The organism is Nonomuraea sp. CA-143628, assembly GCF_050942315.1.
Taxonomy (GTDB): domain Bacteria; phylum Actinomycetota; class Actinomycetes; order Streptosporangiales; family Streptosporangiaceae; genus Nonomuraea.
Map to the genome: position 1 here is coordinate 13,113,840 of NZ_CP192072.1, position 12,330 is coordinate 13,126,169.

Consider the following 12,330-nt stretch of genomic DNA (forward strand, 5'->3'; position numbering starts at 1 on the left):
ATGCCGGATCGTGCCAAAATCCTCCTGGTCGACGACCGCGAGGAGAATTTGATCGCTCTCGAAGCGATCCTGAGCTCGCTCGACCTGGTGCCCGTACGCGCCAGGTCCGGCGAGGAAGCGCTCAAGGCGCTGCTCAACACGGAGTTCGCACTGATCCTGCTCGACGTGCGGATGCCCGGCATGGACGGGTTCGAGACGGCCGCCCACATCAAGCGGCGGGAGCGGACCCGCAACATCCCGATCATCTTTCTCACGGTGGTCGACAGCGCGCCCGACTACGCCTTCCGCGGCTACGCGGCGGGCGCCGTCGACTACCTGACCAAGCCGTTCGACCCGTGGGTGCTGCGGGCCAAGGTGTCGGTGTTCACCGAGCTGTACAACATGAACAAGCGACTGGCCGAGCAGGCATCGATGCTGCGCGAGCGGCTGAGCGGCGAGCTGCCGCCGGGCGCGGGTGACCAGGCGGCGATCCTGCCCGAGCTGTCGCGGCGGCTGACGGCGGTGGAGGACGAGCTGGGCAGGGTGCGGGAGCTGGCCAACAAGTCGCACGACCCGACACTGTCCGTCCCGCTCGCCGACCTCGCCGACCGGCTCGCCCACCTGCGCTCCGGCTTCGACGCCCTGTCGTAAGCGGCCGCGCCGTCCCTCGTTCGGTGCGAGAGACGCCGTCCTGTACGAGAGGCGCTGTGCCTTGCCCGTACGAGAAGCCGTACCTCTTGTCCGTCTCTGAGGCTGTCCGTCTCTGAGGCGCTGAGATCGTTCTCAGAGGCGCGCCGACGTCTGGACGGCGGCGGGGAGAGGCCCGGCCTCAGGGGCGCGTCAGGCTATTGTCTGGCGCGCTCCAAGGCGTCCCAGAAGCCGCGGCGCAGCGCGTGGCGTACCTCGTCGTGCAGCAGGAAGTCGATCGGCAGGGACGACCCTTGCAGCAGGCGGGCCTCCAGGTCGGAGGGCATCCGCGGCTTGCGCGCGAGCACGGCCTCCAGCCACAGGGCCGGCGCGTCGCGGGCCACGGACTCGCCGAAGTCGTGCCCCTCCCGATGGGCGGCCTTGACGGCGTCGGACAGCGTGGTCGCCCCGGCCGTGGCGGCCGAGGGCTGGGAGACCGGCGCGGGCTGCGGGCCGGTGTAGGCGCCGAGCTGCGAGGGCTGGTAAGTGCCGTTGGACTGTGGCGGCGGGGGCTGATAGGTGCCGTTGGACTGCGACGGCGGCGGCTGATAGGTGCCATTGGACTGCGACGCGAACTGCCCGGTCGTCGGTGCCTGCGGCTGCTGCGGGATGGGTCCGGTCACCGGGGCGGCCGACGGCGTCGGATCGGGCTGGTAGTTGGCGTAGCTGGGCGGCGACTGCTGGCCACGCCCCACCGACGGCATCGCGCCGTTGGCACCGGACTGGCTCCCCCGGTCGGCGGCGTGGCTGCCCCCGCTCGGCTGGGCGGGCGGCAGCTCCCGCTGCGCGTGGCCGTTACTGGCCGACTGGTGATGTCCGTTGGACACCTCGATGGCGCCGGCCACCATGTTGACGTAGGGGCGCAGGTGGACGCCGCCGAGCTCGATGAGGTCGTCGCTCTCCTGCATGAGCGTGCGGGAGGCCGCCCAGCTGCCGTCCAGCGCGATGTGCACCACGGTCACCCGGACGCCGAGGTCCTGGGCGTCGCTGACGACCTGGGTGAGGTCCTCGTCACCGCTGACCACGACGGCGTCGCAGATGGCGCTGTTGCGGGCGAGGGTCATCAGGTCGCGGTGCACCTGGGCGTCCACGCCTTCGCGCCGGCCGGGGCGGATGCGCGAGAGACGGAGCTTGAGGCCGGGGATGTCGGCGAGCACGTCGTGCTCTGGTGTACGGCGGGCTTCGACGGTCGCCTCGTACCAGTAGCACCGCAGCATCGGCAGGCCGGTGCGCTCGCGCGAGAGGTTCGACAGGAGCTGCAAGAGCCCTGGATAGTCCCAGGCCACGGCTTCACGATGGCGGGTGCCATGCACGGCCATCGCGCCGTCGGCCAGCAGATAGCCAGCGTCCACGAACAGCGCGCAGCGATCCACTGACACGGCCCCTTTCCTGGTGGTCCGACCTAGCAGACTGTGCACCGTCAGAGCCGGATTCGCGGGCGGCCCTCTCTCAGGGTAATGAAAGCGGGTGATCGCGCGAGGTTAATCCCGACGATTCGCCCCTGCCCTGGCCATACGCCGGTGCGTCCGGGCTGACCGTACCAATATGTCGGACTTTGGTCACTATCGTGCACGTACGTCACGACCGTGCACGCACGCTGACGGCGGCGATCGCGAACAACACCACATCCTTCCGCGTATCGATGGCCAGCGCCGGGTCATGGCCGAGTTCGCCGCCGAACGTGTCGACATCGACACCGAACGTCATCCCTTTGGCGCCGTTGGACGAGCCGTCGAAGACGTTGTCCGCGTCACGGTCGCCTCCTGCGGGGGTGAGCGGCCCCGCGCCCAGAGAGAGCCGGTCACCGTCGAGATCGGCATCGCCTTCCCAGGCCACCACCTCGACCCGAGCAGGCACCCGCCCATCCGACGAAACCCGCCTGGATGAGCCTCCGGAGGCCGGGCGCCTACTCGGGACTCGCGCCCGCACGGCCGCAGGGGCCACGTGCGCCCGCAGGCTCCGCGCGGACAGGGCCTCAGGAGCCACTCCCTTCTGCCCGCGCCGCACGGACGCGGCCGCAGGAGCCACGGTCTCTCGCGGGTGTCGCGGGCCTCGCGCGAGTCGCGGTGCGGAGACCAGCCCGTCCAGCGGGATCCGGGCCTGACCCGCCTCACCGCCGATGACGGTCGGCGTGTCGAGCACCACGGCGTGGCTGTACGGCTCGGTCGGATCGGTCGCGATCACCACCAGACTCCATCCGGCGTGCTGCGCGACCCCCTCCCCCATCGGCGGGTCGGCCGCCCACCACGTGCCCTCCTGCCTGAGACTCCCGACCAGCCCGGTCACGTCGGCGAACGCCTGGTATGCGGGCCCAGAGGGCAGGTCGCGGACCGTCACCTGCTCGGGCCTGATGAACAGGTACCGCCGCCGGCCCGGCGGCCGCAGCCTGATCGGCCCCGTGTTCTCCCCACTGGCCGACCAGTAGAGGCCCGCCCACACGACCCGACCGCCCGGGGGCAGTCGCAGCGTGGCGCCGCTGGAGGCGTAGGTATCCGCCACCCCATCCCCGTCGACGACCGCCATGGGCCACAGCTCGTCGTCACGCCTGTCGCCCTCCCGCCGCCGGGCCTCCGCGCAGCCGTCGCGCTCCAGCGGGCAGCTCAGGAGCGAGTTGCCGACCGCCCTGACCGTCACCTTCCCGTCGGTGGCGAACCTGGCGGGCATGCCCTCCCGCCGTACCCCGGCCGCTGACCGCGCCCCGATCCGCAGCGAACCGGACGTGATCCGCACAGCGGGCCCGTCGCCCTGGGGCGCCTGGGCGGCCACGTGAACGCGCAGGAAAACGGCGGTGCGGCGACGCGCATCAAGCGGCCCCCTGGCACACACGGCACCGCGACCGGCCGGGCGACAGGTCCAGCCATCCAGGGTCCCAACGGGCGTAACCAGCGCAGCACCATGACCGTAGCCACCGGGCCGGATCGGCGCCCCACCCGCCGCGACACCGTGCTCGTAGCCACCCGGCTGGATCGGGGTGGCGCCGTGGTCGTGGCCACCCCGCTGGATCGGTGCGGCGCCGTGGGCGAAACCGTGCGGGCGGGTCAGGGTCACGCCTGCGGTGGTGCCATGACGGTTATCGCCCGACGGGATCAGCGTGACGCCTGCGGGCAGGTCCACGGTGGCCGTGAGTTCGGCGGTCGGGGCGTTGCCCGAGTTGCGGAGCCGCAGCCCGATGATGCCAGGCTGGTCACGGACCAGTGCGCCGAGCACACCGATCGTGGCGTGCAGGCGCGCCCGGTGCCCCCTCGCCGCCGACGGGGTGTCCGGCCGACCGGGAGGAACCCGCGTGGGCTTGTCGGCCGGTCGTACGGGCGGCGGCCCCGCTGACGCGACGGGCTTGGCGACCGGCCTCGGCATCGGCTCCTCGGCCGAGACCAGCGTGAACGCGGCGGCGGCCGCGACAGCGGCAGCGGTACCGCCCGCCACCGCCGCCTGTGCGTACGTGGGCACGCCCCGAACCCAGCCGAACACGTACCTGGGCACGTCCCGGACCCAGCCGAGCACGGGCCTGGGCAGGCGTCCAAGCTGGCCGAGCGCACACCTGGGCGCCTGCCTCACCCGACCCAGCATGTACGCGGGCACTCGCCGCACCCGATCGGACACCTGCCCGGACGCCCTCCGCACCCTCCCGAACAGTCGCCCAGGCGCCCGCCCCAAGCGGCCCAGTGCGCCCGGAAGGCCATCCGGGCCGTCGCACGAGGTTCCCTCCTTGGCCAGTGCCGCCGCGTACCCCGCGAAGACCGGGCCGGTGATCAGGGGTCCGATGATGACCCGTAGCCCCCGGCTCACGTCCGTCAGCTCCAGCAGGACCGCGCGGCATTCGGGGCAGCCGCTCACGTGCTCGTCCACCGCCTTGGAGTCGCGCCTGGCCAGCACGCCCCGGACGTAACGGCTCATCCTGCCCAGCGCCAGTCGGCACGTGTGGGGCGGTGGCGCCACCAGGTGCGTCTGCAGGTACGCCTGGCGCAGGCCCGCGAGAGCCCGGCGGGCGAGGTCGGTGACGCCGTTGGCCGACAGGCCGAGCAGCGGGGCCACGTCGGCGGGCGGCAAGTGCTCGACCTCGGTGTGCCAGAGCACCGCCCGCCACCGCTCGGGCAGCGACAGGAACGCCTTGGCGATCAGCGATCGTTCGAGGCCGATGAGTGCCGGGTCGATGAAGGGCACACCTGGATCGACCGCCTCGATTCCGCCCAAAGCCGCATGCTGGCCGCCCTCACTCACCGCTGTCTGCCGCTCGGTCCCCATGGCTATCTGGCCGTCGGCCACCCGCGTACGGTCACAGACGGTGCGTCGCACAACCGTCAGCAGATACGTCCTGAAACCCGCCGAAGGACCGCCGCCACGGCCGACCAGGTCGAGGATCTTGGTGAACGACTCGACGACCACGTCGTCGGCCTCGGCCTCGCCCCTGACGAGCTGGCGGGCCAGCGATCGTGCGGCGGCCACGTGGCGGTCGTGGAGCTCGCGGTAGGCGGTGGCGTCGCCGGCTCGGACCGCGTGGAGAAGATCCGCATCGCTCGGTGGCGATTCTGCACTCATAGTGACCTCACGATTACTCAGAGTTTACCTCCGAGCATTCCGCAGCCACCGTCCCGGCTAAACCGAAGGGCCGCGTTTACCTTCCGACGGACCTTCCATGCCTTCCGGCAGCGCCCCCGGCTGGCCATAGGCGGACCTCCTGGCCAGCCGCAGGCGGACCTCCTGGACGTACGCGAGGACCCTAAGCTGGGACCCATGACAGACCGCGACAACCTGCTCGCCGAGATCAAGAAGAAGGCCGTCGTGCACGGCAAGGTCGTGCTCTCCTCGGGTCAGGAGGCCGACTTCTACCTGGACCTGCGCCGGATCACGCTTGACGGGGTGGCCGCGCCCCTGGTCGGCAGGGTGATGCTCGACCTGACCAAGGATCTGGAGTACGACGCCGTGGGCGGGCTGACGTTGGGCGCCGATCCCGTCGCGACCGCGATGATGCACGCCGCCGCCGCGCAGGGGCGCCCGCTCGACGCGTTCGTGGTGCGCAAGGCGCAGAAGGCGCACGGCATGCAGCGCAGGATCGAGGGTCCGGAGGTCAAGGGCCGTCGCGTGCTGGCCGTCGAGGACACCTCCACGACCGGCGCCTCCCCACTGACGGCCGTCGAGGCGCTGCGTGAGGCGGGCGCGGAGGTGGTCGCCGTGGCCACGATCGTCGAGCGCGGCGCGGCGCCCCGGATGGCCGAGGAGGGGCTCGACTACCGCTCCGCGTTCACACTCCAGGACCTCGGACTGTGAACACCACCCGCTCCGCGCTCACGCCCCACGGCCCCGGACTGTGAACGCCTCCCGCGCGCCGGCCTTGCCCTGCGCGCGGGGCTTGCCGTTCTCGGTCACCACGACCGTGGCGGCGTCGCTGAGCACCACGTCGAGCTCGGGTTCGAAGTAGCTGACCTCCTCGCCCCTGCTCATGTCGCGGTATTGGAGTACATCGCCGCCCGGCACTCGGACCGTGACGAGGGGGCAGGTGTCCGCTACGCACTCGATGCGGACGGTCGGCACCTGGGCGCTGGCCTGCGGCTGGGCCGCGACCTTTCCGCGTTCGGGCTGCTGCTCGCGCGTGTCGAGCGAGGTGAGCAGCGCGCGACCGCCGACGACCAGGAGCGTCACCACGGCCACCGCCGCCAGAACGGCGAGCGCGAGGCGGGCGAGGCCCATCGGATCTGACCTGTGGCGTCCCACAAGGGGGAGCGTACTCGTAGGCGGGGTCGATCTCGATCACCAAAAGATCGCCGAACGATCGACAGTGAGATCAGCGCACGCGGTGGTGCTTGCCGTTGGGCTCCGGTAGTTGCTTGCCGGCCCTGCGGGTCTTCACGACCTCGACGATGATCGGGATCAGCGAGATGAGCACGATGAGGAAGACACCGGGCAGGATGTACTTGTCGATCTTGGTCGGATCGACCTGGTTGCCGAGGAAGTGGCCGATCAGCAGCATGCTCTCGACCCACAGCACGCCACCGACCACGTTCCACAGGAAGAACGCGCGGGCCGGCATCTCCAGGACGCCGGCGACCGGATTGAGGAACGTGCGAACGATCGGTACGAAGCGGGCGATGATCACCGCTCTGGCCGGGCCGAACTTCACGAAGAAGTGCTCGGCCTTATCCACATATTCCCTCTTGAACACCCGTGAGTCCGGCTTGTCGAAGAGTCTCCTGCCGATCTTGGCCCCTATGAGGTGGCCGAGCTGGGCGCCCGCCACCGCGCACAGCGGCGTGGCGATCAGCAGCACGGGGAAGGACAGCGGCTCGATGCCAATCCCCTTCGCCGCGGCAGCGGAGCTGAAAATGCCCGCGGCGACGAGCAGCGAGTCACCGGGCAGGAAGAACCCGATGAGCAAGCCCGTCTCGGCGAAGATGATCGCCAGAACGCCGACGGTCGCGAAGGCGCCGAGCATCGTCAGCCACCACGTCGGGTCCAGGAGGTTGGAAAGCCAGTCCACGGGGTGAGCCTACCCGTCGCGAACGCTCTTGGCCGCCGCGCGTTGTCTCTACCACGCGGGGTAGCGGACCGGGATACTGGGCTGCGCGAAGCCGTACTTCTCAGGGAGATGAAGCATGCCTATAGCAACCCCAGAGGTCTATGCCGAGATGCTCGACCGCGCGAAGGCGGGCGGATTCGCCTACCCGGCGATCAACGTGACCTCTTCCCAGACGCTCAACGCCGCGCTCCGCGGCTTCGCCGAGGCCGGGAGCGACGGCATCGTCCAGGTGTCGACCGGCGGTGCGGAGTTCCTGTCCGGCGCCACGGTCAAGGACATGGTGATCGGCGCGACGGCGCTGGCCGAGTACGCCAGGGTGATCGCCGCCAAATACCCGGTGACGGTCGCGCTGCACACCGACCACTGCCCCAAGGACAAGCTCGACGGCTTCATGCGGCCGTTGATCGACATCTCGCTGGAGCGGGTCTCCAAGGGTCTCGACCCGCTCTTCCAGTCGCACATGTGGGACGGCTCGGCCGTACCCCTGGAGGAGAACCTGGAGATCGCCAAGGAGCTCATCGACAAGTGCCACCGCGCCAACATCATCATGGAGATGGAGATCGGCGTCGTCGGCGGCGAGGAGGACGGCGTCGTCGGCGAGATGAACGAGAAGCTCTACACCACGACCGAGGACGCGCTGGCCACGGCCGAGGCCGTGGGGCTCGGTGAGAAGGGCCGCTACCTGCTGGCCGCCACGTTCGGCAACGTGCACGGCGTCTACAAGCCGGGGCACGTCAAGCTGCGGCCCAGCGTGCTGAAGGAGATCCAGGAGGCCGTCGGCGCCAAGTACGGCAAGGACAAACCGTTCGATCTGGTCTTCCACGGCGGTTCTGGGTCGGCGATGGAGGAGATCCACGAGGCGATCTCCTACGGCGTGGTCAAGATGAACGTCGACACCGACACCCAATACGCCTTCACCAGGCCGATCGCGGACCACATGTTCCGCAACTACGACGGCGTACTCAAGGTCGACGGCGACGTGGGCAGCAAGAAGGCCTACGACCCGCGCGCCTACGGCAAGGCGGCCGAGGCCGGCATGGCGGCCCGCGTCGTCGAGGCCTGTGAGCACCTCAAATCCGCTGGGACGAAGATCTCCTAGCCACTGCGGCGGCTCGGCGGGTATGACTTGTCGTATGGATAACCTTCTCGCCGGGCCGCCCCCGACTCAACTGCCGGACCTGCCCGAGGCCAGGGAGGCGCTGGAAGCCGGCGCCAAGGCCGCCGACGTGGCGGCCCGTTTCCCCGCCTACCCGGCGGCTTGGGCCACGCTCGCGGAGGAGTACTTCGCGCAGGGCCACGCCGTCACTTCCTACGCTTTCGCGCGCACCGGCTACCACCGCGGGCTCGACCAGCTCCGCCGGAGCGGCTGGAAGGGGCATGGTCCCATCCCCTGGGAGCACGAACCGAACCGCGGTTTCCTGCGCTGCCTCTACTCGCTCTCCAGGGCCGCCCAGGCGATCGGCGAGAAGGACGAGGCCGAACGATGCCTGCAGTTCCTCAAGGACAGCAGCGCGGACGCCTATGACGCGCTGGCCAAGAACTAGCACTTGGGACGAATAGGCCGACTCGGGTAGTCTCTCTACGCAAGAGCCCCTGTCGCACTTGCGCCAGGGGTTTCGTTTTGTGCTCGGGAGACTGAACCATGCCGGCTGCCGTTCTCGTTGGTGCCCAATGGGGCGATGAGGGCAAGGGCAAGGCCACCGACCTCCTCGGTGGCGACGTCGACTACGTCGTCCGCTACCAGGGTGGCAACAACGCGGGTCACACCGTGGTCATCGGTGACCAGAAATACGCACTGCACCTTCTGCCCACCGGAATCCTGTCGCCGCACGTCGTGCCGGTGATCGGCAACGGGGTCGTCATCGACCCCGGGGTCCTGCTCAGCGAGATCGACGGGCTGGCCGCGCGCGGCATCTCCGCCGAGCGCCTGCTGATCTCCGCCGACGCGCACCTGATCATGCCCCACCACAAGGCGCTCGACAAGGTGACCGAGCGCTACCTGGGCAAGGCCAAGATCGGCACGACGGGCCGGGGCATCGGCCCCGCCTACGGCGACAAGATCTACCGGATGGGCGTACGCGTCCAAGACCTGCTCGACCCCGGCATCCTGGCCAAGAAGATCGAGGTCGCGCTGACCGAGAAGAACCAGGTGCTCACCAAGGTCTACAACCGGCGCGGCATCGAGGCCGAGGCCGTCGTGGAGGAATACCTGGGCTACGCCGAACGCCTCAAGCCGCACATCGCCGACACCTCACTGGTGCTGAGCCGGGCGCTGGACGAGGACAAGTTCGTGCTGCTGGAGGGTGGTCAGGGCACGCTGCTCGACATCGACCACGGCACCTACCCGTTCGTCACCTCCTCCTCGCCGACGGCCGGTGGCGCCTGCGCCGGGTCCGGCATCCCGCCGATGCGGCTCACGAAGGTGATCGGCATCCTCAAGGCGTACACCACCCGCGTCGGTTCCGGCCCGTTCCCCACGGAGCTGGAGGACGAGATGGGCGAGTGGCTGCGCAAGACCGGCGGCGAGTACGGCGTGACCACCGGCCGCAACCGGCGCTGCGGCTGGTTCGACGCGGTCATCGCCCGCTACGCGACCAGGATCAACGGGGTCACCGACTTCTTCCTCACCAAGCTGGACGTGCTGTCCGGGCTGGAGCGGATCCCGGTGTGCGTCGCCTATGACGTCGACGGCACGCGGCACGACGAGATCCCGATGACGCAGACGGACTTCCACCACGCCAAGCCGGTGTACGAGGAGTTCCCCGGCTGGCAGGAGGACATCACCGGCGCCAAGACCTTCGACGACCTGCCGCCCAACGCGCAGTCGTACGTGCGGGCGCTGGAGGAGATGAGCGGCGCGCCGATCTCCGCGATCGGCGTCGGCCCCGGCCGCGACCAGACGCTCGTGCTCCGCTCGCTCGTCTGACCAACCGGTTCACGGGTACGGCCGGCACCGCGTCGCCGGCCGTACCCGACCCAAAAGCCGTACCCGACCCAAAAACGTCAGGAAGCCGCCAGGACGGCGGCGGTCATCGGGGTGCGGGTCGTCCAGCCGATACTCCGATAGAGGGCCTGACCGGCGGGAGTGGCCACCAGGATGCCCGTCCTGGCGCCACGCGAGGCGGCCGTGTCGGCCAGGGCCGTCATGACCACGCGGCCCAGGCCGCGGCGGCGGTGGTTCGGGGCGGTCTCGACCTGGTCGACGACCGCCGTACGCCCGGTGACCGCGATCTGCCCCCGGGCCGCGATCTCGCCCGCCGCCGTGAGCAGGCGGGCCACGGTCACGTCCGACCGGGTGGTGACGGCCAGCGTGTAGCCGTCGGGAGCCTCGGCCCGGCCCCGCGACAGCGGCCCCGTCATCATGAACTCCGGCTCGTCGATCGACCACGCCGGCGTGAGCCAGGGAACGACCGCCTCCGCGGGTGCGCAGAGCTTGAGCCAGGTGCCCGGCGTGCTGATCGTCTCGGCCAGCAGCCGCAGGTCGCCGGGGGTGGGCGCGGGCAGCACATGGCGGGCGACGTGGCCGGGCCGGCCGACGTCCACGCGCAGGCCCCATGGCTCCCGTACGGGCCGCGGCGCGCTGCGCGAGACCACCCAGCCGTCGACCCAGGCCTGGACGATTTCCGGCCGGACCGTTTCGAGCGCCTTCGTCATGACCGCCAGCTTATTGCCACAGAGTCGCATTTATCGACCTAATAAATGCCGTGCGTGGCGCGGCGACCTGCGCTTACTCTCCGGGGCATGGAGATCCGTCGTGCCACTGAGCCCGAGGTCGTCGAGACGGCCGGTCATCTCTTCGACTCCCCTCCCCTGCCGGAGGCCACCGCGAGGTTCCTGGCGGACGAGCGCCACCACCTGCTCATCGCCTATGTGGACGAGGCCCCGGCCGGGATGATCACCGGGGTCGAGACCACCCACCCCGACAAGGGGACCGAGATGTTCCTCTACGAGCTCGGCGTGGACGAGCCCTTCCGTGGCCGGGGCATCGCCAGGGCGCTGGTCGCGGCCCTGGAACGGCTCGCTCGCGAGCGCGGCTGCCACAGCATGTGGGTGGCGACGGACGAGGGCAACGAGGCGGCCCAGGCCACGTACAGCGGCGCGGGCGGGGTGCCTGAGAAGGACCAGGTGGTCTATGTGTGGACGTTCAGCCAGGAATAGTCATACTCACCACAAAAAGGGCGCGGCGTGGCACGTCGTGCTCGTGGCGCGCGGCAGGTAGTGTCCCCGGTGTGCGCGTTGAGATTCACGGTCATCGGGGAGCGAGGGGCCTCTGGCCCGAGAACACTCTTCCGGGGCTGAGCCGCACGATGGAGCTCGGGGTGCACGCGCTCGAGTTCGACGTCGCGCTCACCGCCGATCGTCGCCTCGTGTTGACCCACGACCTCACGGTCTCGGCCGTGACCAGTGCCGACACGCGGCCGATCGCGAAGGACGACCCCCACTTCCCCTATGTCGGCAAGCCGATCAACTCGCTCGGGCTGGCGCAGCTGCGCATGCTCGACGTGGGTGTGCGGCTGCCCCGGCACGCCGATGATCCCTTCGCGCTGACGCAGCGGCCGATGCCGGAGACCCGGATGCCCACGCTGGGCGCGGTGCTCGGGCTGGTCAACGCCTACGAGGCCGAGGACGTACGCCTGCACGTCGAGCTCAAGTCCGACCCGACCAGGCCGGAGCTGACGGCCGATCCCGAGCTGTTCACCGAGATGGTGCTCGAGGAGTTCGACCGGCACGGCAGGCTGGACAACGCGGCGATACTCAGCTTCGACTGGCGGATCATCGGCCACGCCGCCCGGCTGGCGCCGGGCACGCGGCGCTTCGCGCTGATCGAGCTCGACACCCTGCACTGGAACGGCCCGCTGGGCGACGACATCCCGGCCGCCGCCAGTGAGGCGGGGGCCACGACGCTGTCGCCCGAGCACGTGATGGTGAATGAGGACCTGATGGCCCAGGTGGCCGCGGCGGAGCTGGACGTGGCGGTCTGGACCGTCAACGACAAGGCGCTGGCGGCCCGGATGCTGGACCTGGGGGTGGCGGGGATCGTCACCGACTACCCCGACCGGATGCGCGAGCTGTGGCGGGAGCGCGGGCTGGAACTGCCCGCCCCTGTCGGACCGCTCAAGCGGCCCGTCGGAGTCTGACGCCCGCGCGACACC

At 70.2% G+C, this 12,330-nt stretch carries 12 protein-coding genes; 7 read left to right on the forward strand and 5 right to left on the reverse strand.

Annotated features, from left to right (window positions below; translation table 11 throughout):
* Window positions 1-630: a response regulator gene (locus ACQP2T_RS59805; RefSeq protein WP_357957483.1), complete on the forward strand. Its 630-nt coding sequence runs from the start codon at window positions 1-3 to the stop codon at window positions 628-630.
* A gap of 194 nt (window positions 631-824) precedes the next feature.
* Here ACQP2T_RS59805 and ACQP2T_RS59810 read toward each other — a convergent pair whose 3' ends face one another.
* Window positions 825-2,039, reverse strand: coding sequence for an NYN domain-containing protein (locus tag ACQP2T_RS59810; RefSeq protein WP_433519989.1), 1,215 nt, complete (start codon window positions 2,037-2,039; stop codon window positions 825-827).
* A 205-nt stretch (window positions 2,040-2,244) separates the two neighbouring features.
* A complete protein-coding gene (locus ACQP2T_RS59815) occupies window positions 2,245-5,202 on the reverse strand; it encodes a zf-HC2 domain-containing protein (protein ID WP_433513526.1) in 2,958 nt (985 codons plus the stop codon).
* 195 nt (window positions 5,203-5,397) lie between these two features.
* On the opposite strand from ACQP2T_RS59815, the gene pyrE reads away from it, so the two are divergent.
* A complete protein-coding gene (gene pyrE, locus ACQP2T_RS59820) occupies window positions 5,398-5,931 on the forward strand; it encodes an orotate phosphoribosyltransferase (protein WP_357653568.1) in 534 nt (177 codons plus the stop codon).
* An 18-nt stretch (window positions 5,932-5,949) separates the two neighbouring features.
* On the opposite strand, the gene ACQP2T_RS59825 is transcribed toward pyrE, so the two are convergent.
* Together ACQP2T_RS59825 and ACQP2T_RS59830 are read right to left on the reverse strand one after the other, a co-directional pair.
* Window positions 5,950-6,351, reverse strand: a complete 402-nt coding sequence (locus tag ACQP2T_RS59825) for a hypothetical protein (protein WP_433513527.1) — start codon at window positions 6,349-6,351, stop codon at window positions 5,950-5,952.
* Between the two features lie 94 nt (window positions 6,352-6,445).
* Window positions 6,446-7,138 carry a DedA family protein gene (locus ACQP2T_RS59830; protein ID WP_433513528.1) on the reverse strand — a complete coding sequence of 231 codons (693 nt, stop codon included), beginning with the start codon at window positions 7,136-7,138 and terminating at the stop codon, window positions 6,446-6,448.
* 115 nt (window positions 7,139-7,253) lie between these two features.
* Between ACQP2T_RS59830 and fbaA the strand changes: the two genes are divergently transcribed.
* From fbaA to ACQP2T_RS59845, 3 genes are all read left to right on the forward strand, one after another.
* A complete protein-coding gene (fbaA, locus tag ACQP2T_RS59835; RefSeq protein ID WP_433513529.1) occupies window positions 7,254-8,276 on the forward strand; it encodes a class II fructose-bisphosphate aldolase in 1,023 nt (340 codons plus the stop codon).
* 34 nt (window positions 8,277-8,310) lie between these two features.
* Window positions 8,311-8,721, forward strand: coding sequence for a DUF3151 domain-containing protein (locus tag ACQP2T_RS59840; RefSeq protein ID WP_433513530.1), 411 nt, complete (start codon window positions 8,311-8,313; stop codon window positions 8,719-8,721).
* Window positions 8,722-8,819: 98 nt separating this feature from the next.
* Window positions 8,820-10,103 carry an adenylosuccinate synthase gene (locus ACQP2T_RS59845; protein ID WP_357957494.1) on the forward strand — a complete coding sequence of 428 codons (1,284 nt, stop codon included), beginning with the start codon at window positions 8,820-8,822 and terminating at the stop codon, window positions 10,101-10,103.
* A gap of 77 nt (window positions 10,104-10,180) precedes the next feature.
* On the opposite strand, the gene ACQP2T_RS59850 is transcribed toward ACQP2T_RS59845, so the two are convergent.
* A complete protein-coding gene (locus ACQP2T_RS59850) occupies window positions 10,181-10,831 on the reverse strand; it encodes a GNAT family N-acetyltransferase (RefSeq protein ID WP_433513531.1) in 651 nt (216 codons plus the stop codon).
* 87 nt (window positions 10,832-10,918) lie between these two features.
* On the opposite strand from ACQP2T_RS59850, the gene ACQP2T_RS59855 reads away from it, so the two are divergent.
* Window positions 10,919-11,335 carry a GNAT family N-acetyltransferase gene (locus ACQP2T_RS59855; RefSeq protein WP_433513532.1) on the forward strand — a complete coding sequence of 139 codons (417 nt, stop codon included), beginning with the start codon at window positions 10,919-10,921 and terminating at the stop codon, window positions 11,333-11,335.
* Between the two features lie 149 nt (window positions 11,336-11,484).
* Window positions 11,485-12,315, forward strand: coding sequence for a glycerophosphodiester phosphodiesterase family protein (locus ACQP2T_RS59860; protein WP_433519990.1), 831 nt, complete (start codon window positions 11,485-11,487; stop codon window positions 12,313-12,315).
* Window positions 12,316-12,330 lie beyond the last annotated feature (15 nt).

Bases quoted from the DNA above. Each gene is read 5' to 3' on its own strand.
- ACQP2T_RS59845 (WP_357957494.1), top strand. From the start codon at position 8,820: ATGCCGGCTGCCGTTCTCGTTGGTGCCCAATGGGGCGATGAGGGCAAG.
- ACQP2T_RS59825 (WP_433513527.1), bottom strand. From the start codon at position 6,351: ATGGGCCTCGCCCGCCTCGCGCTCGCCGTTCTGGCGGCGGTGGCCGTG.
- ACQP2T_RS59855 (WP_433513532.1), top strand. From the start codon at position 10,919: ATGGAGATCCGTCGTGCCACTGAGCCCGAGGTCGTCGAGACGGCCGGT.
- fbaA (WP_433513529.1), top strand. From the start codon at position 7,254: ATGCCTATAGCAACCCCAGAGGTCTATGCCGAGATGCTCGACCGCGCG.
- ACQP2T_RS59815 (WP_433513526.1), bottom strand. From the start codon at position 5,202: ATGAGTGCAGAATCGCCACCGAGCGATGCGGATCTTCTCCACGCGGTC.
- ACQP2T_RS59840 (WP_433513530.1), top strand. From the start codon at position 8,311: ATGGATAACCTTCTCGCCGGGCCGCCCCCGACTCAACTGCCGGACCTG.
- ACQP2T_RS59860 (WP_433519990.1), top strand. From the start codon at position 11,485: ATGGAGCTCGGGGTGCACGCGCTCGAGTTCGACGTCGCGCTCACCGCC.
- ACQP2T_RS59850 (WP_433513531.1), bottom strand. From the start codon at position 10,831: ATGACGAAGGCGCTCGAAACGGTCCGGCCGGAAATCGTCCAGGCCTGG.
- ACQP2T_RS59805 (WP_357957483.1), top strand. From the start codon at position 1: ATGCCGGATCGTGCCAAAATCCTCCTGGTCGACGACCGCGAGGAGAAT.
- pyrE (WP_357653568.1), top strand. From the start codon at position 5,398: ATGACAGACCGCGACAACCTGCTCGCCGAGATCAAGAAGAAGGCCGTC.